At 32.4% G+C, this 26333-nt stretch carries 27 protein-coding genes and 6 pseudogenes; 15 read left to right on the top strand and 18 right to left on the bottom strand.

Annotated elements, in window-relative coordinates; all coding sequences use genetic code 11:
• Nucleotides 1-70: 70 nt before the first annotated feature.
• Nucleotides 71-967, top strand: a complete 897-nt coding sequence (locus tag ABLV95_RS00680) for a LysR family transcriptional regulator (protein ID WP_460872375.1) — start codon at nt 71-73, stop codon at nt 965-967.
• Between the two features lie 130 nt (nt 968-1097).
• Nucleotides 1098-1268: a C1q-binding complement inhibitor VraX gene (gene vraX, locus ABLV95_RS00675; RefSeq protein ID WP_002508451.1), complete on the top strand. Its 171-nt coding sequence runs from the start codon at nt 1098-1100 to the stop codon at nt 1266-1268.
• Between the two features lie 262 nt (nt 1269-1530).
• Here the strand turns inward: vraX and ABLV95_RS00670 are convergent, their stop codons facing one another.
• The 7 genes and pseudogenes from ABLV95_RS00670 to ABLV95_RS00640 form a co-directional block, all read right to left on the bottom strand.
• Complete coding sequence (locus tag ABLV95_RS00670) at nt 1531-1971, bottom strand: ASCH domain-containing protein (RefSeq protein ID WP_460876147.1); 441 nt, start codon at nt 1969-1971, stop codon at nt 1531-1533.
• A 143-nt stretch (nt 1972-2114) separates the two neighbouring features.
• Nucleotides 2115-3527 carry an MFS transporter gene (locus ABLV95_RS00665; protein ID WP_460876145.1) on the bottom strand — a complete coding sequence of 471 codons (1413 nt, stop codon included), beginning with the start codon at nt 3525-3527 and terminating at the stop codon, nt 2115-2117.
• Between the two features lie 172 nt (nt 3528-3699).
• A complete protein-coding gene (locus ABLV95_RS00660) occupies nt 3700-3963 on the bottom strand; it encodes a hypothetical protein (protein ID WP_427705377.1) in 264 nt (87 codons plus the stop codon).
• A gap of 1 nt (nt 3964) precedes the next feature.
• Nucleotides 3965-4327, bottom strand: coding sequence for a hypothetical protein (locus ABLV95_RS00655; protein ID WP_427705379.1), 363 nt, complete (start codon nt 4325-4327; stop codon nt 3965-3967).
• Nucleotides 4299-5441, bottom strand: a pseudogene (locus ABLV95_RS00650) (thiolase family protein). Before ABLV95_RS00650 ends, ABLV95_RS00655 begins: the two are co-directional and overlap by 29 nt.
• Nucleotides 5441-6802, bottom strand: a complete 1362-nt coding sequence (locus ABLV95_RS00645; protein WP_427705381.1) for an AMP-binding protein — start codon at nt 6800-6802, stop codon at nt 5441-5443. Before ABLV95_RS00645 ends, ABLV95_RS00650 begins: the two are co-directional and overlap by 1 nt.
• A gap of 279 nt (nt 6803-7081) precedes the next feature.
• Nucleotides 7082-8429, bottom strand: a pseudogene (locus tag ABLV95_RS00640) (alanine/glycine:cation symporter family protein).
• A 440-nt stretch (nt 8430-8869) separates the two neighbouring features.
• Between ABLV95_RS00640 and ABLV95_RS00635 the strand changes: the two are divergent.
• On the top strand, nt 8870-8998 hold the full coding sequence (locus ABLV95_RS00635; RefSeq protein WP_256092374.1) for a hypothetical protein: 129 nt from the start codon (nt 8870-8872) through the stop codon (nt 8996-8998).
• 84 nt (nt 8999-9082) lie between these two features.
• Here ABLV95_RS00635 and hxlB read toward each other — a convergent pair whose 3' ends face one another.
• Both hxlB and hxlA read right to left on the bottom strand, forming a co-directional pair.
• Nucleotides 9083-9631, bottom strand: a complete 549-nt coding sequence (hxlB, locus tag ABLV95_RS00630) for a 6-phospho-3-hexuloisomerase (protein WP_002508460.1) — start codon at nt 9629-9631, stop codon at nt 9083-9085.
• Nucleotide 9632: 1 nt separating this feature from the next.
• Nucleotides 9633-10265 carry a 3-hexulose-6-phosphate synthase gene (hxlA, locus tag ABLV95_RS00625; protein ID WP_460876142.1) on the bottom strand — a complete coding sequence of 211 codons (633 nt, stop codon included), beginning with the start codon at nt 10263-10265 and terminating at the stop codon, nt 9633-9635.
• Nucleotides 10266-10824: 559 nt separating this feature from the next.
• Between hxlA and ABLV95_RS00620 the strand changes: the two are divergent.
• The 5 genes and pseudogenes from ABLV95_RS00620 (at nt 10825) to ABLV95_RS00600 (ending at nt 14252) form a co-directional block, all read left to right on the top strand.
• A pseudogene (locus tag ABLV95_RS00620) lies at nt 10825-11185 on the top strand (YojF family protein).
• A 12-nt stretch (nt 11186-11197) separates the two neighbouring features.
• Nucleotides 11198-11863: a bacillithiol biosynthesis deacetylase BshB2 gene (bshB2, locus tag ABLV95_RS00615; RefSeq protein ID WP_069816988.1), complete on the top strand. Its 666-nt coding sequence runs from the start codon at nt 11198-11200 to the stop codon at nt 11861-11863.
• A gap of 14 nt (nt 11864-11877) precedes the next feature.
• A complete protein-coding gene (gene folE2, locus ABLV95_RS00610) occupies nt 11878-12756 on the top strand; it encodes a GTP cyclohydrolase FolE2 (RefSeq protein ID WP_427705386.1) in 879 nt (292 codons plus the stop codon).
• Between the two features lie 607 nt (nt 12757-13363).
• Nucleotides 13364-13903: a hypothetical protein gene (locus ABLV95_RS00605; RefSeq protein ID WP_460872371.1), complete on the top strand. Its 540-nt coding sequence runs from the start codon at nt 13364-13366 to the stop codon at nt 13901-13903.
• Nucleotides 13904-13907: 4 nt separating this feature from the next.
• On the top strand, nt 13908-14252 hold the full coding sequence (locus tag ABLV95_RS00600; protein WP_460872370.1) for a transcriptional regulator, SarA/Rot family: 345 nt from the start codon (nt 13908-13910) through the stop codon (nt 14250-14252).
• Nucleotides 14253-14325: 73 nt separating this feature from the next.
• Here ABLV95_RS00600 and ABLV95_RS00595 read toward each other — a convergent pair whose 3' ends face one another.
• The 3 genes from ABLV95_RS00595 to tadA all read right to left on the bottom strand — a co-directional run bounded on the left by ABLV95_RS00595 (nt 14326) and on the right by tadA (nt 16375).
• Entirely contained in the window at nt 14326-14892 is a 567-nt protein-coding gene (locus tag ABLV95_RS00595) for an NADPH-dependent FMN reductase (RefSeq protein ID WP_069816979.1), read from the bottom strand.
• An 18-nt stretch (nt 14893-14910) separates the two neighbouring features.
• Entirely contained in the window at nt 14911-15783 is an 873-nt protein-coding gene (locus ABLV95_RS00590; RefSeq protein ID WP_069832594.1) for a Cof-type HAD-IIB family hydrolase, read from the bottom strand.
• A gap of 100 nt (nt 15784-15883) precedes the next feature.
• On the bottom strand, nt 15884-16375 hold the full coding sequence (gene tadA / locus ABLV95_RS00585) for a tRNA adenosine(34) deaminase TadA (RefSeq protein WP_460876139.1): 492 nt from the start codon (nt 16373-16375) through the stop codon (nt 15884-15886).
• Nucleotides 16376-16437: 62 nt separating this feature from the next.
• Between tadA and ABLV95_RS00580 the strand changes: the two genes are divergently transcribed.
• Nucleotides 16438-17055 (top strand): deoxynucleoside kinase, encoded by a 618-nt coding sequence (locus ABLV95_RS00580; protein ID WP_069816973.1) that lies wholly within the window; start codon nt 16438-16440, stop codon nt 17053-17055.
• Nucleotides 17048-17710 (top strand): deoxynucleoside kinase, encoded by a 663-nt coding sequence (locus tag ABLV95_RS00575; RefSeq protein WP_021339560.1) that lies wholly within the window; start codon nt 17048-17050, stop codon nt 17708-17710. Before ABLV95_RS00580 ends, ABLV95_RS00575 begins: the two co-directional genes overlap by 8 nt.
• A gap of 265 nt (nt 17711-17975) precedes the next feature.
• Here the strand turns inward: ABLV95_RS00575 and ABLV95_RS00570 are convergent.
• Together ABLV95_RS00570 and ABLV95_RS00565 are read right to left on the bottom strand one after the other, a co-directional pair.
• Nucleotides 17976-18366 (bottom strand): annotated as a pseudogene (locus ABLV95_RS00570) (hypothetical protein).
• Between the two features lie 74 nt (nt 18367-18440).
• Nucleotides 18441-19140: pseudogene (locus ABLV95_RS00565) on the bottom strand (HAD family hydrolase).
• A 220-nt stretch (nt 19141-19360) separates the two neighbouring features.
• On the opposite strand from ABLV95_RS00565, the gene ABLV95_RS00560 reads away from it, so the two are divergent.
• Nucleotides 19361-19576, top strand: coding sequence for a hypothetical protein (locus tag ABLV95_RS00560; RefSeq protein ID WP_427705397.1), 216 nt, complete (start codon nt 19361-19363; stop codon nt 19574-19576).
• A 156-nt stretch (nt 19577-19732) separates the two neighbouring features.
• Here the strand turns inward: ABLV95_RS00560 and ABLV95_RS00555 are convergent, their stop codons facing one another.
• Complete coding sequence (locus ABLV95_RS00555; protein WP_427707077.1) at nt 19733-20431, bottom strand: AAA family ATPase; 699 nt, start codon at nt 20429-20431, stop codon at nt 19733-19735.
• 1131 nt (nt 20432-21562) lie between these two features.
• Here ABLV95_RS00555 and ABLV95_RS00550 point away from each other — a divergent pair.
• Nucleotides 21563-21703: pseudogene (locus tag ABLV95_RS00550) on the top strand (IS110 family transposase); the annotation flags it as partial.
• A 211-nt stretch (nt 21704-21914) separates the two neighbouring features.
• Here ABLV95_RS00550 and ABLV95_RS00545 read toward each other — a convergent pair.
• Nucleotides 21915-22682 carry an SDR family NAD(P)-dependent oxidoreductase gene (locus tag ABLV95_RS00545; RefSeq protein WP_427705399.1) on the bottom strand — a complete coding sequence of 256 codons (768 nt, stop codon included), beginning with the start codon at nt 22680-22682 and terminating at the stop codon, nt 21915-21917.
• Nucleotides 22683-22851: 169 nt separating this feature from the next.
• Between ABLV95_RS00545 and ABLV95_RS00540 the strand changes: the two genes are divergently transcribed.
• Nucleotides 22852-23223, top strand: coding sequence for a MerR family transcriptional regulator (locus tag ABLV95_RS00540; RefSeq protein ID WP_427705401.1), 372 nt, complete (start codon nt 22852-22854; stop codon nt 23221-23223).
• A 222-nt stretch (nt 23224-23445) separates the two neighbouring features.
• Here ABLV95_RS00540 and ABLV95_RS00535 read toward each other — a convergent pair whose 3' ends face one another.
• Together ABLV95_RS00535 and ABLV95_RS00530 are read right to left on the bottom strand one after the other, a co-directional pair.
• The gene (locus ABLV95_RS00535) at nt 23446-24183 is read right to left on the bottom strand and encodes an NADPH-dependent F420 reductase (protein ID WP_427705404.1); all 738 of its coding nucleotides are present in this window, start codon (nt 24181-24183) and stop codon (nt 23446-23448) included.
• A 137-nt stretch (nt 24184-24320) separates the two neighbouring features.
• Nucleotides 24321-25172: a nitronate monooxygenase gene (locus tag ABLV95_RS00530; protein WP_460876136.1), complete on the bottom strand. Its 852-nt coding sequence runs from the start codon at nt 25170-25172 to the stop codon at nt 24321-24323.
• Nucleotides 25173-25297: 125 nt separating this feature from the next.
• Between ABLV95_RS00530 and ABLV95_RS00525 the strand changes: the two genes are divergently transcribed.
• On the top strand, nt 25298-25651 hold the full coding sequence (locus ABLV95_RS00525) for a winged helix-turn-helix transcriptional regulator (RefSeq protein WP_069816957.1): 354 nt from the start codon (nt 25298-25300) through the stop codon (nt 25649-25651).
• A gap of 240 nt (nt 25652-25891) precedes the next feature.
• On the top strand, nt 25892-26206 hold the full coding sequence (locus ABLV95_RS00520) for an antibiotic biosynthesis monooxygenase family protein (RefSeq protein ID WP_427705406.1): 315 nt from the start codon (nt 25892-25894) through the stop codon (nt 26204-26206).
• The last annotated feature ends 127 nt before the right edge of the window (nt 26207-26333 follow it).

The raw sequence follows: 26333 nt of genomic DNA, 5'->3' as shown, positions 1-26333 counted from the left end.
TTACCCATTAATAACTTATAATATTAATTTTTCATCATTCTATAACCTGAGGTTATGAAAGGAGCGAGTTATGGATTTTATAAATTTAAAATATTTTCAGATAGCCGCAAAAGCACGCACTTTTACTGAAGCCGCAAAGTCTCTAAATATTTCCCAGCCGGGTTTAAGTAAAGCCATTAAGCAATTAGAGTCAGAAATAGGCGTTATATTATTCAATAGAAATGGAAGAGAGGTTTATTTAAATAACTATGGGAAAACATTATTGAGCTTTGTAGATAAAGCATTTGTAGAATTAGATTCAGGTATCCATTTAATACAAGAAGATGCAGGTTTAGAGAACGGCAACATTAATTTTTCTGCTACCTTCCCTCATGTTTTCCCATTAATAATGACCGACTTTTTAGATGAATATCCAAACGTGCATATCACGCAAAAGCAATCATCTTCAAAAGAAATGGAAAATTTGATTTTACAAAATGAGATTGATTTTGGTATTTCCACTTCTCCTTTAAAATCTAACGATATACAATGGGTACCCTTAGCCATAGATGAAATTTACTTAACAGTACCGAAGACACATAGATTAGCTAATAGAAATTCTATTTCATTAACAGAGTTAGAATCCGAAAATTTCATTGGTTTATTACCTAGTTATGGTTTTCGAGAAATTACAGACGCCTTTTGCGAAGCAACAAATATTCAGCCCCAATATAAACTTGAATTAGAAGAATCAACTTCTATACTAAAGTTTGTCTCTTTAGGTTATGGTATTTCTTTTACTCCAAAAATTTCATTAATACATGATCAATCAGATGTCCTTGCAATACCAATTGATTTTCCCAAATGTGAAAGAAATATAGGCATCGTATATAAAGAACATCATTTCCTTTCTACTGCGGCTAAAAAATTCATTGATTATACAATTGATTGGTTTACAAATTATAGTGATTTTGATTTTAAAAAATAAATATTAAGAATTAGAAGTTTAAATAATATACGACATAAGACCGATACAAAGTTGATACTGAAGACTCATGTATTTTCCAAGGAAATCTATTAGTATATTAAGTGTAGAGAGAAAAGGAGGGAATCACAGCATGATTATCTACAAACAGGCTTTTGAAAATGGTAACCCAATATATGAAATTATCACTAAAACTTTCAAAACAATTTCTGTTAAATTTGATGAAAATTTCAGCATGAATGAATTATATAAGTTACTCTCTCTACTTGAAAGTGATGTTGATAATATGAAACTAACCTATTAATAACATTTACTTTACACCTAAGACTTTTCAAAATTTAGCTTTAAGAAGAATTCAGAAGAACATATATGCAATAACTCCCCTTTAGAAATTAGAAGTTTAAAAAGAATAAAGGCAACATAAGTTGTCCCCTTATGTTGCCTTTGAATAACACAACCCTATAAACACTCACCCTATGAGCGGTACACAGTTAGACAAAGATTGTCCCCTTTGTTGTGCTTGGAGAGAATACTCGAAGCAGTGCTAACTAATGTACCGCTCTTTTTTATACATACAATAACTTAAATTCTTCACACACCATGATTTCTGTTTCATCAAAAGGAATGCCTAATTCAGCATAATATGATTCGAAAAATTCGATATGTGCTTGGCGCCAATATGCCGGCGACTTATCTCCTTCACCCTCAAGATACGCATGTTCTTCAGTAACATCATTAAATGGGGTTTGGTAAACACGTGTAGTTTCAATGATACATTGCGGGTTTCCTTTTTCATTTAATACAACGCTGATATCACCGACTTGTGGTAACGCTTCTTCCTCTACTTTATAAGACGCTAATCCGCTTGTCGTCGCAGTTTTCATGCCCTTTTTCACTAAATCAGCTAGTTCATCTTCGTCGACACCAAAAGACCAAGCATCAAATTGCACACCTTTATATTCAGGAAATGCTTCGATAAAAGATCTCCAATATGTTTCTACTGTCATAGTTATCCTCCTAGTATACTTGTTACTTCACTTATTATTGTATCGTACTCTTTTAAATTAACACAAAAAAACAATCGACAAAGTTTCATCACCATGTCGATCATTTTTGACTCGAATAAACCGAATCTTTAAAATCATTTTTATTATACGCGTTTGTTTTTAGCCCACCACATTGCCTTTTCAGGATTTTCTGCATAATATTCATATTCTTCATCACTTTCAACATTAGGATAAGATCCCTTAAGTGATTTACCAGAAGTACTTACATGTAATAACGAAATGACGATAATACCAACAATACTCATCGCAGTTAAATAATAAGCAGGAGATAAAGGATCACCTGTCTTCGCTACAAGTGCAGAAGCAATTAATGGCGTTGTGCCACCAAATAAAGATACAGATACATTAAATGTTACTGCTAATGTTCTATATCTGATATGTGTATAAAACATCGTCGGTAATGATCCAGGCATTGTCGCTTCATATGTTGATAGGAAGAAGCCTAGAATAAAGATACCAACAATAACATAGATGATTGAAGTTGATTGGAAAAGTGAAAAGGCGAATATACTCAATACGGCTGTACCAATTAATCCAATTAAGAACACTTTTTTCTCGCCAATTTTATCAGCAATTCTGCCAAACATTAATGCTAATGGAATCATTACAGCCATTACAAGTGTAATTACTACTGAAACTGTTGTACTATCAAGTTTAATAATTTGCTGTAAATAAGAAGGCATGTATGAAGTCACCATGTAATTAGTACAATTAAAGAACGCTACCGCTACGAAACATACAATTATATCTTTATAATAATATCTAATAATAGTTAAGAAACCAATTGTATCTCTTTTTGATTTTGTTGCAATTTCATTTTCATAAACAGGTGATTCTTCTAATTTTCTTCTTAAATAGAAACCAAAAATACCTAAAAATAAGCCTAAGATAAATGGAATTCTCCAACCCCATGAAGCCATTTGATCATCATTTAAAAAGAAAAATAGTAAGCCTGTTATCACCGAGGCAACAATATAGCCCGATAATGTTCCTATTTCAAGTCCAGAACCAAGCGTATTTCGTTTTCTATCCGGAGAAGATTCTGCAACATACACCATAGCGCCCGCATACTCTCCACCTGTCGAAAATCCTTGTAACACTCTACCTAGCAATAGTAATATCGGGGCCCAAATACCGATTTGTTCATATGTAGGCAATAAGCCAATGAACAATGTCGAGAACGCCATCATAATAATGGTCGTTGTTAGTACTACTTTTCTACCGTATTTATCTCCAATAATGCCAAAGATAATACCGCCAACAGGTCGTAGTAGAAACGCAATTGCAAATGTTGCAAAAGTGAAAATCGTTTTGAGTTGATCATTTTCTACCGAACTGAAAAAGTTTTGTCCAAGTATTACCGCTAAATAAGAATATAACCCAAAATCGAACCATTCCATAGCGTTACCTATACCTGTGGCAAACACAGTTTTTTTAGCGGTTTTAGGATTAACTTTATTTATCTTACTTTCATCAAAATCTTTGTCATAATCCATGAATATTTCACTCCTTTTAACATGCTATATTATTATACGGAGTTAGTTTGTATTGTCAAATTGATATCTATTTATTACTTTTTGTTTTTAATAATTTTATGAAAATGATTATATTTATTTTTAATTAACAATACATAATAGCTTTTCTATATTCACAGATTAAATATCACTTTTATATTTTTACAATGACAATTTTCACATCACCACTTTGATTAGAAATAACTATTTTTTCGTTTGTTACAAGTTCAAAATTTAAAGATTCATTCATTTCAACTGATGCCACATATTTCACTTTGTACGCTACCCATGTTACTTTTTTATTCGTGAGTGCAAGTTGTACAATCAATTGACCTGGCACTATATTTTCATGCACTGGGTTTTGATCATTGATTAAACCTAAATATTCATTCACTTGTTCTGTTGTTATTTGTATCATGCTAAACCTGCTCCAAAAATGTTTGTTTAATAGTGATATAGTTTTCACTATTTTTATGTATTTCTAATTTAAAAATGTATTTCGTAAATGATTTTATTTTCTTCTTCTCAACAATACACATATACGCAAGATAAGTTTCATTCGTTTCAAGTGGTTTTGAATGGTTGATTTCTGTTTCTTTCAGCAAAATATTACGATTAGCATATTGTTGAAACAGCTGAAATTCTGGCCATAACTTAGCACAATATAAAGGAGGCACTTTGTTTAATGGACGTTGATTAAAGTATTGATTATAAGCCACGACTTCTTCTTCAATAAATATGATTTCTTGCTCTTCATGTCCATCTTTCAAACAATAATGCATTGCCCATGCCGCCTCCTATTCCCATTGTAGCAATTGTTCTTTGATATTCTTCCATGTAAAACAAGCGTGTCACTAAAGCCGCACCACTTGCGCCATAGGGATGACCTGTAGCGATCGCACCACCATAAACATTTAATTTCGCATCAGATAAACCCAACATTTCTTGGCTTGCTAACACCTGTGATGCAAAGGCCTCATTCAATTCGACAGCATCAATTTCATCAATAGTATAGTTGTTTTTTTCTAATAGTTTTTTCACTGCTCGGTGCTGGGCCAATGCCTAATACATTCGGATCTACGCCTACAGTTAAGCCATCAGTAAATGCTAACCCGCTATTATAACCACATGCTTTGGCAGTTTCTTTTTCCATAATCATTAATAACACTGCACCATCATTTTTCATACAACAATTTCCAGCAGTAACTGTGCCTTCAGGTAAGAGCGGCTTCAAACGATTCAGCGTCCGTTCCGTTAACTTAGGTTTAATACTTTCATCTTGTTGAAATGTTTCACCCTTAACTTGAAATGGCATTATTTCTCGGGAAATGATTTGACGTTCATATGCAGCCATCGTTTTTTGATGGCTCATCCATGCATAATAATCTTGTGCCGTTCTTGAAATGTTGTAAGTTTGAGCTACATTTTCAGCCGCTTCAATCATTGAAGGATCCTGTCCCTCCGGAGCAAATGATGCGCGTTCAAAAAACGTTGGTAATTGCGTATCATAAACAGATTGAGGTCGTTTTATTTTCCAAGGCGAACGGCTCGTACTTTCTACACCGCCTGCCATATAAATCGTACCGCGTCCGCTTGTATCATACGGCAAGCTTGTAATATCGCTTCTAAACCTGAGCCACATTGTCTATCGATAGTTACGCCCGGGATATGGTGATCTAGTTCAGCTTCGAGTAAGGACTTTCTCGCCAAATTACCTCCATTACCTACGACATTACCTAGAATAACGTCATCAATATCTGACATCACATGTGGCAATGTTTCTTTGAAATGTGTAAATAATGGTTTTATGAGGTGTTCTGGCTCTATGTGCTTAAGCTTTCCTCCATATTTGCCAAATGCTGTACGTTTTGCCGCAACAATCACTGCTTCTTTCATCATCTAAACTCTCCTCCTAAATAACGTTCCTTCATTTGTCTTCGAGCTATTTTCCCACTTTGTGTATAGTACATTTTATCTATTTTAATTAATTTAGATGGTATTTGATATCTCACCAAATGTGGTGACAAAAAACTTTTCAACGACTGATAAGACACATCCTGTGGGCCTGTATAAAGTAGTACTGCAATTTCCCCAAACTTCGAATGTGGTTCACTCACTATGCACACTTCATTAAAATATTCATAACCTTGGGCTACACTTTCAATTTCAGTTGGATAAACATTTCGACCACCAATAATCATGCGGTCACCCTGACGTCCGTGCAAATAGAGATATCCGTTATGATCAAGTGAAGCAAAATCACCAATTTCTAGCCATTTACTTCGTGACATATTCTGATTTGCATAACCACTAAACACCATATTACTTTGAATATGTAACACGCCTACACCTTGTTCATCTTGATGTGCCAAATGTATTTGCACATTTGGAAAAGGTAAACCAACAGAATGACATGGTGCTTCATTATTGTAGTTATAACTTATAAAGCTTGCTTCAGATGTTCCGAAGAACTCTATTAATAAAGTTTGTGGCATATATTGTTGTACTTTATTTCTTGTTTCCGGAGGTAACTTGTCACCTGTAGAAAAAATATAGCGCACTTGGTTTATTTTAAAGTTTTCAGTCAAACATGATGTTAACATTGTCGGTACTAAAAACATGGCAACTGTTTTAGATGCTTTTTCAATCGTTTGTAATAACGATTGCGCATCAAATTGACGTTGCCCTATAAACGTTCTCCCACTATATAGCGCATAGATACAAGCATATAAAGACAACGAATGAGACAAAGGACCAGGTGCAACGAGTATATTAACTGGCTCTTCTAAAAGCTTTTCGTTTTCTTTATAAGAATATAACCAAGATTTTTCATTGCGATAATAAGCTTTTGGTAAGCCTGTCGTTCCTGAAGTAAAACCAACATGTAATAAATCATTACGCCACTTCAATTGATTTTCTTTAATGTGTTTATTTATTACTTCTTTTTCCTCATTAATTACATAAGAAATCCCGTAATGATTTAGTAATGTGTCTATCTGTCCTTGTGACCATTGAAAATCTAGTATGCATGGAATACAATGCCTCTTTAGCAATGCACAATAATAGATAATTGTTTCCATAGGGTTTTTCATAACGAGTGCTACAAATTGATGACTAGGAATATCAGTTAAATCTGCAACCACTAATTCGATATTTATCTTTAACTGTTTATAACTACACTTTAAATCATCAAATTGCAACGCAAGATGTTGTGGTCGTTTTTGTGCATGTTGCTCAATCTTTTCTAATATTTCCATTTTCCTGTCACCCTTTAAAATGTAAACTTTAATACAATACATGTTAACATTAATTATAGTCGTTTACCTTTACAGAATCACGGATAAATTTTACTTATGGGGATTTAGAACATCTTTATCCCAATTTCCTTTAAAATTCGATAATATTTTCAATTCAAAACCCATTTACCTACTTAATTTTCCAATAATAAATTACTCAAACCCAACAATAGAGAAATCTGCATACAAAAACCCCCCACTCCATTTTGTAGTGAGAGGCTATCTATTTAATAGAACAACTTATTTATAATTTTTAAAGAAATCTATAGTTAATGATTTTACTTTCGGTGAAAGTATAAGTACTGCAATAACGTTAGGTATAAGTACAATTGCAAGTGCTAAATCTAATAAATCCCATAGTTGTGTGGTCGCACCCAAAGCACCTACGACTAATGATAATACATAAACGACTTTCATAATCCAAGCACCTGTTAATCCAAATAAGAACTCTGCCATTCTAGAGCCATAAAAAATTACGACAATGACTGTTGAAAACACGAAAAATAACATCGATATCGATACACTCATACTGCCGAATTCTCCAAAAGCATCTTCAAATGCTCTGGCTGTAAGCGCTGCAGATTGTGACTTTGCATCTTCTGATTTCCAGACACCAGAAACAAGCACAACAAATGCAGTCGTACTACACACGACAAGCGTATCAACTACAATTTCACTAACACTCCAAAAAGCCTGACGTACAGGATGATCCGTTTTTGCAGCTGCGTGGGCAATAGGTGACGTACCAAGACCTGCTTCATTAGAATATATTCCTCTAGCAAATCCCCAACGAATGGTAGTTGCAAGTGCTCGCACCGAATGTTCCCCCTAATGCCGCACTAGGGTTAAAAGCTTGTTCAACCACAAGCGCAATGATATGGGGCACTTGCGTAATATTCATTATAATAATAGTAAATCCTAATAAACAATATAAACCGACCATAATTGGTACAATCTTCTCAGCAATAGATGCAATACGCTTAATACCACCAAACACGACTAATGCCGCAAGTATAGCTAAAACGACGCCAGTTACGCCCATATGTATATCGAATGTATCATGCACAGTACTTGCAGCCGAATGACCTTGTACCATAATACTTGGTATAAGCTCAAGCATCAGCGCAAAAGCAAAGACAGTAGAAAAAATGGCTCCTAATTTTTTGTTTTTAAAACCTTTCTTCATATAATATGTAGGTCCACCAACAAATTCGCCTTTTTTATTTTTTTCACGATAATGTACACCGAGTACGTTTTCGCTGAATTTTAAAGCCATTCCTAGAAAAGCTATTACTATCATCCAAAAGACAGCACCTGGACCACCCATCATAATTGCAGTAGGCACCCCAACAATATTCGCAGCGCCTATTGTAGATGAAAGTGCAGAGGTCAGGGCTTGCCTCGGTGTGATTGTACCCTCACCTTTAGGCGTTTTATTGACTCTTCCAAATGTTTGTTTCATCATATAAAAGAAATGTCTAAACTGAATAAATTTCAAGTTTATTGTTAAATACAAACTTGCAACTAATAATAAAGTAACTAAAGGAAATCCCCAAAGCCAATCTGAAAAAGCAACGATTTTTTCCATTATATCTCCCCTTTAATAATGTATTAAAATCAAATTGTCATAGATTTACGTAAAAATAGTCTAAAGGTGACTAAACTATTTTTTTATAGTATCCCCTATTTGTTTTATTTCTAATCATTCGTTGCTATTTTAAAATACATTTATTGATTCTAATTAAGTTTCTTCTATGGTTTTTAAATTTATTATTATTAATATCAAAATAAATTGTAGTATCAAATTCTCATTATTATGCACTTTGTTATCAACCACCTGTTCAACATAGCTATGACAATGACGTTAAAGTTGAATTTGATTAACAATTGAACATCAGGGAAAGGGTAACATACAATAAATTTTTATCACGCATATTTATTGTTCATTTTTTAAAAACAGCGAGTCAAAAACGATTTTAGTGCCTTGTAATTAATATATAAAAACATTAAACAGTTAGGATGATTAAAATGAAAAAACTTTTAACTATTAATATTTTAGCTTCACTTGCAATAATCGCTTTTATAACATGCAAGCAATGTGTAGATATGACAAAAGAAAATAGTATGGAAGAGCATAATAGAGTTCATTTAGATTAATTTTAATATATAGAAATAAAAAGAGAGTGGAAACTAAAATTTAGTTTCCTCTCTCTTTTACTTTTATTAACACTTATATTTTGGTTATTCCAAATTTGCGTGGTTTTGTTGCATTGCTTCTTCATCAACTTTTAACTCAGTCATTAAATCTAAAACAATACTATCTAAAAACACTTGTGATGCTTGTTCAAATAGGCTACCTAAAGGCTGTGCTGATCCTTCAGCATCATATTTCGTCCCTGCCGGTAATTCAATAACTGCATTTGCAAGCTCACCTATCGCTGAAGCCGGATTTGTCGACAATAATACAACTTCTGCACCTACAGCTTTAGCTTTATCTGCTAATAATCTTAAATGCTCTGTCGAACCTGACCCAGAGATAATAACAAACAAGTCATTTTCAGTAATAGACGGCGTCGTAGACTCACCCACAACATGCGCGTATTTGCCTAATTGATTTAAACGCATTGCAAAACTATTTGCTACAAAGCCTGAACGACCTTTTCCTGCAACAAATATTTGATTCGCTTCAACCACTTGTGTTAAAAACGTTTTTGCTTCACTATCTTTCACGTGCGATAGTGTATGGTCTAATTCATCTAATATTAAGCGATAATTTGTAATTTCAGTCATATTATCTGCCTTCAATCGCATCTCTACATTGTTTAGCAGCTTCAACTGGATCGTCTGCATTAGCAATACCGCCACCAACAACAACTAAGTCTGGTTCTTCTGCTACAACTTCTTTAATTGTATCTGGTTTAATACCACCAATAACAGCTACTTTTGAATTAGAAATAACTGATTTAACTTTACGTAAACTTTCTAAAGGAGATTGACCTTCAGCTTGTAAGTCATAACCAGTATGCACAGCGATATAGTCTGCGCCTAAATCATCTAACTCTTTAGCACGTTTTTCTAAATCTTGTACTGCAATCATATCAACTAATAATTCTTTACCACTTTTATGTGCTTCTTCAACTGTCGCTTTAATTGATGCATCTTCTGCAACACCTAAAATTGTTACTACGTCTGCACCAAATTTAACTGCTTGGCTTACTTCGTAGTCTGCAGCATCCATAATTTTTAAATCTGCAAGTACTTTTACGCCTTCTATATTATCGTTTAAATGTTGAACCGCTGGTAAACCTTCATTAATAACGATTGGTGTACCAATTTCTACGATATCTACATAATCTTTAACTTTATTCGCAAGTTTTGCCGCGTCCTCTTTATTCAATAAATCAATTGCTAGTTGTAATTCCAAAATGATCATCCCTTCTTGAATTAAATTATAGAGCCATCGTTGTGACTTAACTTACTATATAATGTTGCACTTAAGCTATTTACCCTTAGTTTTATATATTAAACGCGTAAAATAACATGATAAATACTGTACATCCTCTACATAAAACGAAGATACCCGTTAATACCTATGTTAATTCTATGTTTTATTGTTAAAACTACAGTCATAATAAATTAATTATTATGCAAATTATATATAAATGTTATGACACTTATGCATTATACTTCTTTTATATATTTTTAACAGGAATTGGATTCCAGCCCTATTTCACTATTAAGTTGAGACTTTTTACTATAAATTGAGCAGAGTGATACATTTCTGCTGTGCTTTTTAGTAGAATGAAGAGATAATCAAAATATAAAATACAATTCTTAGATATAAAATTCACTTTTCTGGTAGAAAATGTATACGAGTCGGTTTACACTAAAGTATAGACTTATATCATCGAAATCTATTGTGTTAAGTAAATATAAATAATTGAATTTTGTAATGTTGGGTTTGGAAGCAAGGAGGCAAAATTTTGGAACAAATAAACATTGAGAAAGTACAAGCATTACTTTCTTCATATGAGCATAAACCTGTATACTTACATGTTGAAACAACAAATGGTGCATATGCTTGCTCACTTTGACCAACGTGTATTTAATGCGGGAACTTTTTTGAGAAATATTCAAGTAACTTACGAGCACGCTCAACTTAAAGGTGGCAACAAAGATCCTTTCCGTGTCGGTCTTAAATTGAAAGATAGCGGTTGGGTCTATGTCCAAGGATTAACACATTATGAAGTGAATGAGAATGGTGAGTTTCTTCTAGCAGGCTTTAACTATGAAGGTCAATTAGCTGCTGCTTTAGAAATTAGTACTCAACCGTTCAAAGCATAAGGAGGGCGTATCATGGCAGAGGAAAGCCAAGTATTAGTAATTTTTCCACATCCAGATGATGAATCGTTCTCATCTGCAGGCACATTAGCACGCTATATCGATAATGGAGTGCCAGTCACGTACGCATGTTTGACACTCGGACAAATGGGTCGCAATTTAGGCAATCCACCTTTTGCTACGCGTGAGACATTACCAGATATTCGTGAAAAAGAATTAGAAAAAGCAATGGAAGCAATAGGCATAACTGATTTACGTAAAATGGGCTTACGAGATAAAACTGTAGAGTTCGAACCACATGATGAAATGGATGCAATGGTTAAATCCCTCATTGATGAATTACAACCATCTGTCATCATTTCATTCTATCCACAGTTTGCTGTTCATCCTGACCATGAAGCTACTGCAGAAGCAGTCGTGAGAACGGTTGGTCGTATGCCAGAATCTGAAAGACCACGTTTACAGCTTGTAGCATTTAGTAATGACGCACATGAAAAATTAGGTGCACCAGACATTCTAAATGAGATCAGTGATTATAAAGAGGTTAAACTACGTACATTCGAAGCACATGCATCTCAAACAGGTCCATTCTTAGAGTCACTTGCAACACCTGACGTACCTGGAGAAGCACACAGTTTCTTAGAAGTAGAACCTTATTGGACTTATAACTTTGAATCTTAAGTGGAGGCAATAGCATGACAGAATTTGACTTATCTACTAGAGAAGGCAGATGGAAGCACTTTGGTTCTGTTGACCCTATCGAAGGTACGAAACCAACTGAAAAAGAAAATATGAAAGACTTACAAAGTACACATAAAGATTTCTTGTTTGAAATCGAAGAGGTAGGTATTAAAAACTTAGTTTACCCAGTACTTGTAGATCGTTTCCAAACTGCCGGAAACTTTAGTTTTTCAACAAGTTTAAATCAAGACGAAAAAGGCATTAATATGAGCCGTATATTAGAAAGTGTCGAAAAGCACTACAATAATGGCATTGAATTAAATTTTGACGCACTTTATCAATTATTACGTAGTTTACAAGTTAGCATGGCACAAAACGCCGCTGGTTTAGATGTCTCAGCTAAATGGTTCTTCGACCGTTATAGCCCAGTCACTCAAATCAAAGCTGTTGGTCATGCCGATGTAACTTATGGTTTAGCGATTGATAAAGATGATGTAACCCGTAAAGAGATTACAATCCAAGCCGCAGTGACTACACTTTGCCCTTGTTCAAAAGAAATTAGCGAGTACTCAGCACACAACCAACGTGGTATTATCACTGTAAAAGCTTTTCTAAATAAAGATGTTGATTTAATAGGTGATTATAAAGAAGTCATTTTAGATGCGATGGAAGCTAATGCAAGTTCTATGTTATACCCTATTCTAAAACGTCCTGATGAGAAAAGTGTTACAGAACACGCTTATGAAAATCCAAGATTTGTAGAAGACCTGATCCGTCTAATTGCTGCAGATTTAGTAGGTTTTGAGTGGCTTGATGGTTTTGAAATAGAATGTCGCAATGAAGAATCTATTCACCAACACGATGCTTTCGCTAAATTAAAATACCATAAATAGTTAAATACAATTTAACTCATACGCTTTATTTATTATAGGAGTACTAATATATATTTATTAGTACTCTTTTTTTGTTCAAAATTTGAATATCTCTAGTAAATGTTATTTCAATTTTTCTAGATTATCTATTTGACGTTATGTTTTTAATTATTAAAAAGTAAAATTTTAATGGTTACTATTAAATTATTTACTCTAAAATCTAAACTCACATATTAATTTTAAAATAATGTGTATCAAGAGTTAAATTTTGTTAATGTCCGACATACACTTTTCGTATTAAAATTATTATAGAGGAGATGCTCCTTAGTATATCGGTGTGGTGAAATAAATAATGGATTATGATTTAAAGATATATAATAATAAAACATCCAATTTTAAATGTTTACGTACTAACCATTTTTTTAATATCTATTTCGTTTTTGATGGAGCAATTACAATACTAAAAAATAACGATTTTCAACATTATCGTGCGGGAGATATATTTTATATTCATGATTATGAATGTATTAATGATATCAACTTTGAAGGCACGTTATTATGTCTATCTATAAATAATTACTATTATTATAAAATTTCGAATATGTACGCTCAAAATGAGAATAATATAATGGATAAAGATAGACCCGATTTAAAAATACTTTATAACGACGTTATTGCTTCTATTTTAAATCGATCAATTGCTTCAGATATAGAACGAAAATTATTATTTCTAATTGAAACCACCTATCTTAATACCATAGATACAACTCTCCGCTCTAAATCTGAGAGAAATTTTAAACATGTGTTGATTAGAGACGTTATTCAATATATTAGTCACAACTGTGAAAGAAAATTAAGTTGCCAGGATATTGCGCATCATTTTTTTGTGAATAACAGCTTTTTATCACGTGAATTTTCAGCACTTATGTGTTGTACCTTATCAAACTACATCATTGCTTCAAAAATTCACTTTTCAGCATGTGCTTTATTAAATGGCGATACTTTAGATTTTGTATGGAGAGCGTATCATTTCCATTCACTTAAAGATTATATTTATTATTTCCAAGCAATCAAAGGTATAAGTCCCTATGAATTTAATAACAAACAACCTGTTATAGAAGATGTTCAAAATCTCAAAAATAATACAACAAATAACTTAATGTGGTGATGACATGAATATGATAACTTACGAAGAAAAGAGAAGCTTAATTAAAAAAGTAATCAAACAAAATTTGAATCTTACATTTAATGAAATTGTTATATTGGATAAATTACTTTATATTAACAAAGAAAGCATTGAAGCGGTAGAACTCAAAAGACTGCTATATAGTCAAAACACACCGATTTCAATACAAATCAACAATCTCATTGAGCTGGGTTTATTAAAAAAATCTAGAGATGCATATGATGAGCGTCGCATTCATTTACATAATATCGACCTACCTAAGATAAAATCGATTCTAGAACAGTATCATACAATTGTAACTTCTATTTTAAATCCATCAACCCAACAATAGAACAAATAAAAAATAACTGTTAGGCTTCTATGTAGAAACTGAACAGTTATTTTTTATATTTTAATCATTCAACTTATTTTAAATGTTCATAAGGACTATTTTTAACAAAAGAAATGATTTGATCTACAAATAATCTAGCACGTAATTGGAATTCTTCATTATCTAAATATAATGTACCATCGTCTAATTTCTTATAATCTGTATCATGCGTAGCAATTTGTGTTGGCACTGCAATACCTAATAACGTACGTACAATTAAACGTAAATGTGATAATGGTTCTGAACTTACGATGCCGCCACTATTACCGATAAGACCTACAGGTTTCATTTTGAAATCATCCATAGTTAAGTGATCTAGAGCATTTTTCAAAATACCAGAGTATGAACCATGATAATTTGGAGATCCTAAGACGAAAAAGTCCGCTTCTCTCGCTTTAGATTGTAATGTACTTAAATTATTTTTATATGTTTCACTTGGACTAGAAGCACCTGAAACATCAAGTTGATGAATTGGATTTTCTGCTAGATCAAAAATGTCAACTTCAAAATCATGTTCTTCAAAATGTCCTTTTAAATATTGGGATAGCGCTGTTGTGTGTGAACCTAATTTCGCACTCCCTACAATGATTAAACCTTTCATAATACACTTCTCCTCATACTAATTTTCATTATTTTCTTTGAGCAATTTCATAATCGCTTTTCCGACGCCACTTTGCTCATTTGTGTCTGTAGAATACTTAGACACTGCTTTAACTTCAGGCGTTGCATTATCCATCGCTACAGAATAACCTACACGCTCTAGCATAGAAATATCATTCATGTTATCACCAATTGCCATAACACTTTCCATATCTATATTAAGACGCTCTGCAATCGTTGTTAACGCAATACCTTTTTGTGCATCTGAGTGTGTAATCTCAATATTACCTCTCGATGAAGAAGAAATTGCAAGACTTTCTGATTCTGCTAGTTTTTCACTTGCACGGTCAATTTTTTCTAAATCACTATCAAAAGCAAGGATTTTCATGACGATTTCTCCAGGCGTATCTTCAATCTTGTCATAATTATCTACAACTTTTAAAGTACCATTATCAATTCGTTTTTGAATACCAGCTTTGATTTTTTCTACGTCTGCTTTTTGACCAGCTCGTTCTGCAATGTCTATATATATTTCTAAATCGCGTTGAGGGTTTTCAGTGTAGATACCTAAGTTTGTATAAACTTGATAATAAATATCTTCTTTATCCATCTCTGTTGTAATTCTATTAATTAACTCACGATTTAATTTAGATGTACTCATGATATTAAAAGATTCATCTCTCACTTCTGCACCATTTAAACAAATGTAAGGCACTTTCAAATCTGTTTGATTCACTGGTGAATTCGCTTCATAAAAAGCACGACCCGTAGCAATAACTACTGTTATGCCTTGCGATTGCGCATATTGAATCGCTTTAATATTCTCTTCTGATATCTCATGTGCCGCATTTAATAATGTACCATCCATATCTGTTGCAATTAATTTTATCATTAATTTACCTCGTTTCCTTCTATGATCGATAACACAATCTTAATTACACACCATTCTCATTTGCCACAAATTTGTAACACACTCATATTCTACCAAATCTTTAGGGATTTGTATTATCGGCTGTTTGTATGAGTTTTTTATTTTTTCTTAAATTTTTAAAAAATGTTTTTAATAATTGACTACACGCTTCCTCTAATACACCTGTTTGAACCGTTGCCCGATGATTAAATCTTGATTCTTGTAACAGGTCCATGAGACTACCCGCACAGCCGCCCTTCGGATCTTTAGCTCCATAAATCACATACGGAATACGGCTCATTACAATCGTACCAAGACACATCACGCATGGCTCTAGCGTGACATAAAGTCGGCAGTTTTCTAAGCGCCAACTACCGACGACAGCAGCAGCTTTCTGAATTGCAAGATGCTCAGCGTGAGCAGTTGGGTCTTGTGATGATTCTCGTAAATTGTGTGCTCTTGCAATCACTTCATTATCTCGAACAATGACAGCACCAATAGGCACTTCACCAATGTCCCCTGCTTTTTTTGCTTCTTCAATCGCAATTTTCATATAATTTTGGTCAGTTGTCATGTGTCTTACACCTCACATATGGTACAATATTTATTGTCTATTTTAACATTGGAGCGGTAAATATGAAAAAACAATTTATTGCTGTTGAAGGCCCGATTGGTGTCGGAAAGTCTTCTTTAGCACACAAACTTAGTCAAACTTACAATTACTATGAAGAAAAAGAAATTGTAAATGAAAATCCTTTTTTATCAGATTTCTATGAAGATATTTCTAAATGGAGTTTCCAAACAGAAATGTTCTTTTTATGTAATCGTTACAAACAATTCCAAGATCTTGTTTCAAATGAAAGTGGTATCGTGAGTGATTATCACATTTATAAAAATAAAATTTTCGCACATAATACCTTAACGAGTGCCGAATATAGTAAATTCTCAAGAATTTATGATATTTTAACCGAAGATCTAGAAATGCCTAATATCATCATCTTCTTAGATGCAGAATTAGAAACTTTAAAAGCACGTATAGCACAACGTAATCGCAGTTTTGAACATCAAATTGAGGATAACTACCTACTTAATTTAAAGCGTGATTACAATGCCTATTACAATTCGTTAAAAGCTGACGGAGAACGCGTCATTCGTATTGACACGACACACCTTGATTTCGTTAAACATAATGATGATTATAATTATATTTTAGAATTAGTGAAACCACTGATTGGAGGACAAATGCATGAATAAATACGGTATCCCTCAAGATGCTGTGATTACTATCGCCGGTACTGTAGGCGTAGGAAAATCAACATTAACAAAAGCTTTAGCCGAACGCCTGAATTTTAGAACTTCATTTGAAAACGTGGACCATAATCCTTACCTCGATAAGTTTTACAACGACTTTGAGCGTTGGAGTTTCCACTTACAAATTTATTTCTTAGCTGAACGTTTTAAAGAACAAAAACGCATGTTTGAATATGGCGGTGGTTTCATCCAAGACCGTTCAATTTACGAAGATGTCGACATTTTCGCTAAAATGCATGAAGAACAAGGTACAATGAGCCCAGAAGACTTTGAAACATATTCTGAATTATTTAACGCCATGGTCATGACGCCTTATTTCCCTAAACCAGATGTATTGATTTATTTAGAATGTGATTACGATGAAGTCATTGATCGCATTAAACAACGTGGTCGTCAGATGGAAATGGAAACTGACCCAGAATATTGGCAAAAACTATTCAAACGTTACGACGACTGGATTAGCGAATTTAATGCATGTCCTGTTGTACGTGTGAACATTAATGAATATGATTTACATGAAGATCCAGACTCATTAAATCCAGTTATTGATAAGATTCGTCATATCATTGAAACACATCGTAAAGTGGATCAACGTTAATACAATTACCAATGGAGTGTCGACAAAGCATCTGACTTTGTTGGCATTTTTTTGTGCACATTTTCCTCGATTTCAGTTTCGGCTTTTCTATTTATTTCATACTAAAGCGATTATAGAGCAAGTCAATTAAATATTATACTCGCCAGAAGGTGGCCAAATTACTGCCATCATTTAAACACAAAATATCTAGAAGAAAAAACAGCTATAAAACAATGGAGTGGGACATTTATTATGTCTCACTCCTTTTCATTGCTATAACAATGTACTACTCAATATGTCTGCGGTAGATTATTTTTTCAATTTCGTCTTCTGTCACATACTTACTATAATAATGTTCATCTGTTTGATCTAATCCAAATGTACTCGCTTTATCTTGATCTTCTGTCCCAATATAAAGCTGTTGTTCTGTATCTTGATATAAATCAAAAACGGCACCTTCATATCTTGCTTCTTGAAATAATGCATAAAGCTCATCAACATCGTCTCTCGGGATATGTTTGAAGTATAATGTATGCGCTGATTGATTTGCTGTTTGTGCTTCAAAACCATGTTCCAATGCCTTTTCGTCTTCTGTAGCCAAGCACCAATTCGTTACCAACAATTTCAACTACTTTATAAGTTTCGCCTTTATAATCTGCGTATTTTCCATCAATCATTCAATCACCTCAATGTTTATATTAAAGAAAAAAGTCATAATATACGATACGTATATTATGACACAATTTGTGAACTACGCATATTGATTTAATATCCCGAGAACGTGATTCGCGTTATCTACAATATGGTCAGCTTTATTAAGTTCTTGTTCTAAGCCTACGCCTGTTAATACAGCGATTGTAAGGCCTAACTTAGCATTTACACCTGTTTGTATATCATTGGCAGTATCACCCACGATGATTACATCTTGTGGTGATACGTCGTAATTGTTAAACAAGGGATTAAGCACTTCTGGATTAGGCTTTTCAACTGCATTAGCTTCCGTAGATATGACTACATCAAAGAAATGGTCAAATTCAGTTGCTTCTAAAAATTGTTCTACACCTTTTTTAGAATCGCTTGTTACTATCCCCATTTTATAACCTTGATTTTGTAGCGTCTCCAATGTTTCATAAATGCCTTCTACCAGAACATTTTCTGGCACTCTATTATCAACAAGTGTTTGGCTCCTCTTTTGTGCCCACTTAGAAACGTCCTGACCAGCAATATCACATAACGCTTTGACCATTTCTTCTAAAGCACCTGATGCCATTATTGTGCCAGGTTGAATTTCTCCATCTACGATACCTAAATGCTTATATGCTCGCATCTATATCATGGATATCGACCTTATATGCTTCCATGAAATCGTCGACGAGTTGCAAGCCAATCTTCATCCAACTACCGTCAAAGTATATTAACGTACCATCTTTATCAAATAAAATCCATTTCATCGCTTGAACAGCTCCTATGTATTAACTTCATATTAAATTATATCGCACTTTATTTTAATATAAACACTTAAGGCTAAACAAATAATGAAACTGGGAGAATATTATTCTTAAATTCAATGTTTTGGAGAACCTTGAAAAAACATCCCTTTATGTTAATATTATTTAAAAGTTAAGTTAATTTTTTCTTGATATTTAATTTTTATAAAAAGGAAGATGATATATGGTATATCTATTCGTAATCATTGTAGTTGCAACGTTAATTGGCACGTTTTTTTTAAAGAGACAAAAGCCTACGTCTCCCAAAAGTTGGATCAAGGGCATTGGATTAATTATTCTTTCTATCATAATTGTAAATGGCTTTTATCATATAGATGAAATATTGAACGGTGCTAAGAAAGAGCAAGAAAATATTCAAAATAGACAAAACACAAAATAAAGGACATCACTGCAATAATTTCAGTGATGCCTAGTCTGTCTATAGCTCATATCTTTAAATAATTATCTTACATTGATTATAGGATAAGTTTATTGAGTTAAATATCCGTGAAACTGATAGTTAAAACATTCATTACCGATTATATCAAATTGACTTTCAATTTATTGTTCTTTCGAAAGCGATATCAGGGTTATTAGTTCCATTGATTTTTAGCCATTCATGAAAATCTCCTTGATACACAATACAACCATTATGAAGAAAGATAATGTTGGTTTTAATATGTTGTAAATCTTGTAATTGATGAGTTGATATTAAACATTGACGATTATGTCTAATTAAACTCTCTAATCTCTTCATTATTAATTTTCTTGATACTGGATCAACCCCGCTCGTCGGCTCATCAAATAAATATAGTTTTTTAGTTATTTTTGAGAATAATTGAAGGTATAGCCACTTCCTTTCTCCGACAGACATTTCACCCATATTTATATTCAACAAATGGTTATATTTTTCTTTCTCGTTTTCGCTCAAACTAGCTACAATCATTTCGTCAAAATTACCCACTACTTTTTTAGACAATAGTCCTTTTATTAAATTCTTCACATCTTTACCACTATTAGTAGGAGCAAAAAAAATATTTTGTGTCATATATAGTATTTCGTTTGTTTTGGGAAGATTGTTATCAAAATTTGAATTTAAACTTTTAGTAATACAATCCATTATAGTAGTTTTCCCCGAGCCATTTTCACCTACTAGCACATTCAACATTCCCGGTTTAATCTCAAAGCTCACTTTTTTTAAAGTCATTTCATTATTTTTTTTATATTTATAACTTAGATTTTCGACATAGTACATCACATTATCTACCTCTTTGTCTTTGAATTTATATCAATGTGTTTCATACAAATAATGCCTATAACTACATATAACGTATAGAATATTATAGGTACAATCGAAGAAATGAAATTAATAAAATTTGAGAATGTTAATAAATTAACTGCTATTTGTTGAAAAAAATATAGTGGGTTTAGCCATTCAAAACCCTTGAAATTATTTTGGGTGTTATTAGTCACATAAAATAATAGCAAAGTAAACATATTAACTATTGTTGATAGCGTATCTACTTTTACTGGTATGTACGATAAGACTATAAAAAACAAGGATAATGGAGCCACTATAATTATAAAAATCACAGGTTTAATAATTATACTAATTGTTAGTATGTTTAATAAAAAACCAAACACTATTGTAAATATAAGGATTGAAATCATCGATAACAAACACTGCGAAATTGCAATAGCAAGAATGAAAGGGTACTTTTTTCCAGTGATCATAACAAAAGTTTTCAATAGTCCTTCTTCTCGTATCCTAGAAATTTGCATGCCCACACCATTAAGGTATGTAATAGAAGCTATAAATGCCCAAAATGAAAAAATAAAAGTTTGCTTCTCTAAAATTGTATAGTTTGAAGGGCCATTAGGATAATAACTAATTAATGCTAAAATGATAGGTAGTATAATGGTCCATATCATTGTAATTTTATCGTTCAATAGCATTTTAAAATAAAACATTAGAAAAGACATTGTTTGATTCATCTTAGGTTTCTCCATTCTGAAAATTCCGACAACTTAATAATAAACATTCCCCTCTAATATTTCAACACTTATTTTTAATTAAAAACTAATTCTGCACAATTTAAAATTCCACTTTCTTATGTTAGATAAGTATCTAACATATAAAATATTATTCGTATATAAATTGTAAATTTATACACCCTTTTAAAAGACACTACCGTAAGTTATTAATATAAAAATTTAGATGTACAATCATTTTTAGCCCAAACATTCAAATTATTACTCAACAATTAAAATTTTCTATTTAATAGAAGGATAAGCTAGATAATGAAATGATTGATTTAGCAAGAGAATTTAATGCTTTCCAAAATATTATTTCTATCCTAGATACAAGGGAGTTAACAGAGGAGGTTATTATTATAAATTAAGAACGCGACCTAATGAGAACTCTCATAAGACTGCTTTCTTAGCTTGTATGAACCGTCTATTGAAAACAATTCATTATTTAGTTACTGAAAATGAAAAGTATGATTATCTTAAGTCACCATACTAAAATAATCATAAGTTTATACAAATAAATCATAAAGGCTATTTGGTTATGCCTTTTTTAATTACTAGTAATTAAAAAATTGTAGGAATGAAACTAGGACAATAAAACAGATTCACTGTAATTAATTCGATGTCCTTCAGAATGTCGAAAAAAATCTAATATTATTCTTACACTGAATCATTAAAATTTAAATCTTTGTAGATGGTCAATTTCATTAAAATTGTTGACTATTTTCCCATATCTTTTCAATTTTATCCTGACTGTAACGCTTAGATAATGGTACAATTTCCCCTTTTTCATTAAATAATTTTCCAGTCGTTCTAGAAAGTGAATTATCTAATGCTAGTTTTAATCCTATTTTTGGATTTGGTTCTGATACCATATTGAAAATATATGTCAAAATTCTACCAAATACTTTATATACAAAACGACCTATTAAAGATGTAGGCATAGCATAATTAGAATCAGTAACATAGCCAGGATGAAATATATTAGCCGTTACAGAAGTTCCCTCTAACTTTTGAGATAATGCTAGTGTGTATAATACTTTAGAGGTCAATGCTTGCCTAACCTTATTGCTTTTACTATTACGTATTTCATCAATAGAAGGTAATTTAACTAACCCTCGATTAACCAAAATGGGCAATCCACCTACTGTTAAAATACGCCCTTGTTCAGCATTTTTTAACAATGGTAATAATTTTTCTGTAAGCCAAAAATGCCCCAAATAATTTACTACATAATTTTTATTATAATTATTTTCTGTTAATTCTTCTTTTTTTATAAGCGCTCCGGCGGCATTAACTAAAACATCAATTTTTGATTCTTGTTTTACAATTGTTTTTGCAAATTCATCAATTTCTTTTTTATTTGTTAAATCAACTGAATGAAATGTTATATTAACATTCCTTGTTAATTTAATGATCTCATCTACCGCTTTTTCACCTTTATCTTTGTTTCTACCAATTAATAAAACGGTCATATTTTTTAGCTAAATCAATTGCTGTTTTTTTACCAACACCTGAAGTACCACCTGTAATTACTGCTATTTTTTCTAAATTCATTTTATTTCCCCCTCTTCTTTCTATTTTCATTTTTATAATTATTACTGTATACTATGGAGCCAACTCCATAGCAAGGGGGAATTAACATTGAACGCAAAATTTTATAAAACGAAAGAAATCGTTGAACATACAGGCTTTACGAAAGATACGCTCCGTTATTATGAAAAAATTGGTATTATTTCAAATATAGCACGAGACAAGAATAACTATCGTCAATATACTGAACAAAATCTTAATTGGTTGTTATTAGTAAAATATTTAAAAAAACTAGATATCGACTCAAACCAAATCATAGGTATGCAAAATTTAACTGTTGAAGAAAGTGAAAATTACATTAAACAATACCAACAAGAAATTAGAAATAAAATTCAAGAGTTATATGATATTGATGAGAAGCTTACCGCTAAGCTCAATTTTTTTAAGCAAGGTAATTTAACGATGATGAATTCAAACGAGTAATGTGTATGCATTTGTCTTCATAAATGAAGTTGTAGTGCTTTAAAGTCTATATATAAGCGCATTTTCAATTCAGTCAGCCACTGCCAATATAAAAAACTGAGGCTAAGACATATGATATGCCCCAGCCTCTTTAAACATTTTAAAATTAAAATACGTCTAGATTATAATTATTTTCTGTGCACTTTTGTTAAAAATAATCACGTTATAGCAAGCAACATTTACCTAAGGATTATAAACTTTTCTTCCGAGTTGAACTACTTTATCTGTTGAAAATTCATCTTTTGATAAGTTTTGAATCTCATTAATCATTTTCTCTCTTAAGAATGGTCTCTTCTCATTATCAGCGCGATCCAATGCTTGTTCTAATTCTTCTTTTGTTAATTCCGTACAATATGCGGGTGTGCCAGGTTGATGTCTCCAAGAATCTTTTAATGAGCCACTATCTACAGTATCAAAGCCTATTTCGCTAACTATATCCATAATAATTTCTTTATCTTTTTGATTATCACCTGCTATAGCCATAGCAATTCTATTTTCAGTATTTTCAGGAGCGCCTTTATCATCTAATGTCTCTTCTAATAAGTTATTAAATGCTTTAATAACTGGTTTTCCTAATTGTTGACTCACCCATACACTATCAGACATACCATTATCAAGTTCCTCAATATTTTTATCTCTAAGAATCGGAGCATAATTCGCAGTATCAACGATAATAACATCGTCATCAACTTGATTCATAAGATATTTCAAATCTGGTGTCGCAAGAAATGGAATTGCAATGATTAAAATATCTATATCTTTTATAACATCTTCTACTTCAACAGCTTGCCCTGAAAAGTTTTTGCTTTTTAATTTATCTATACTTCTTGCATCTGCTACTTTAACTTCATGACCATTATTCACTAATTTATGTGAAAGTACTGTTCCTATATTTCCAACGCCTATAATGCCAAAATTCATATTAATTCTCCTCCTAATAAACTATTTTTTATTTCAAATCTTGCATTAAATCATCAATAACTTCTTTTACACTTCGAATAGATTTGATAGGACTGATACCCGTACCCACAGAAACATAACCATTTTCTGTATCTCCTTCAACCATACCAAGTCTCATATTTCTTCCAAGCACCCATATGTTGCCCAAGTTCTTCATTTGTTGCGCCTTCTTTATCCATTACTTCTAACTCTTTTGCTAATTTACCCGGAAGCGAACGATAATAAGCTGGAAGTGTTCTGAAAAGAATTAAATCTTCAGCTTTTGAATCAACAATGTACTGTTTTACATTTTCAGCAGCTGGGTTTTCAAAAGTAGGAATAAGGACACTACCAACATATACGCCTTCTGCACCTAAACTAAAGGAAGCTCTGACACCCCTTACGTCACCAATGCCTCCAGCAGCAATTACTGGAATGTTAATTACATCAGCAATCATCGGTACAATCGAAAAAGTGCCAATCACTCGTTCTGGTACTGTTCCACCTTCATCAAACCCAGTAGCTACAAATACATCTGCACCCATTGCTTCAGCGGCTTTCGCATTTTCAGTTGTAGGCGTAATTGGTCGGAATATAATTTTCATATTATTATCTTTTAACTTAGTAAATATTTCTTCATCTAATAGTCCATTGATCAATACAACTGGCACTTTTTCTTCAATAAGCATATCAACGATATATGCAACGTAAGTAAGATCTTCACTTACCATAATTGTTGAGGCAAAAGGTTTATTTGTGAGTTGCTTAATTTTTTTAATTTCTTTTCTCATACGCTCTGTCGTTTCAACTGGCGAACGTGTCACTCTTGCATCACCAGCATTAGGTCCCATTATTCCTAATCCACCTGCTTCACTCACAGAGGCAATAAACTTAGGGTTTGTTAATGAATTCAAAGGTCCTTGAATAATCGGTTTTTCTATATTAAATATTTCAGTCACTCTGTTTTTCATTATGTTACTCCTTTTCAATAAATATCATATGTAGTATATTAATACGAATGGCATCATTATTGAAGTAGGCAATAAATAATGACATAGTATTAAAAAATGTACTATTGTGATATGGAGGTGTTTAGATGGTTAAAATATGTAATTATGGTTTTGACGAAAACGTTATAGAAGAACATCGAGACGTTTATGGTATCGCTTATACCCAGAATATTTTGTCAGGTCGTTATAAGAATTTAATTTTATGGTATTTAAAAGAAAGTGATTATAGATTTGGAGAGATAAAGAAATTTTTAACAAGTATTTCTCAAGGTTCTTTAACGAAACAACTTAAAGAATTGGAAAATGATGGTCTTATTAATAGAACCGTTTATGCAGAAGTTCCGCCTAAAGTTGTGTATAGTCTAACAAACAAAGGTAAAGCTCTTATGCCAATTATAGATATGATGGAAGCCTATGGAAGAGAATATGGAGAGTATTAACTTCAATTAATAAACATAGTACAAAGGCACCTCTTTTAAAAAGTGCTCTTAACATTTCAAATTTTGTTTCAAAAAGGAAAACGCTTATGAAAGAAGGACCCTCACCAATTATCTAAAAAACCAAACACTGACTTAATTTCGATTGTTTTAATCATAGAATATTAATTTAATGCATTTCATATGTTTTAACTTTTTATTTTTGCTAAAATTAATCAATATCGTTAAGGAGGAATGAAATACATGTTCATAGCACAAGCTAATTTTACAGCTTCTTTAGAAGATAGAGCGATTTTGGATAACAAAATCAGCCATGCTAAAGAAGATTTTTCAGGATATGAGGGTTTAATAGACGTGGAAATTTGGAAAAATGAAACAAAGTCTAAAATTTCATACTCTATTGTATCGAAATGGAATGAAAAAAAGAATTTTCAAGCATGGGTATCACGTCCGGCGCATGTTGAAGAACATAAAAATATGCACAAAGAAGAAAAAGAAAATACTAAACCTACAAGTATTGAAAAACAAATAAAACAATTTGAGTTACTAGATATATAAAATGTAATCTGTAAACATCAGAAAAACAACTGAGACACTTCTTTTAAAAAGAAGTGTCTCAGAGTGTCGACAAAGTTTCCAACTGTGTCGGCATTTTTTTGCACGCTTTTCTTAGGACCAAATTCCG

Origin of the sequence: Staphylococcus sp. Mo2-1, from assembly GCF_046721385.1 — a bacterium.
In the GTDB taxonomy this organism is placed as follows: domain Bacteria; phylum Bacillota; class Bacilli; order Staphylococcales; family Staphylococcaceae; genus Staphylococcus; species Staphylococcus equorum_A.
The sequence above is the reverse complement of the archived record's forward strand: the minus strand, read 5'-3'. Positions and strand labels throughout refer to the sequence as shown.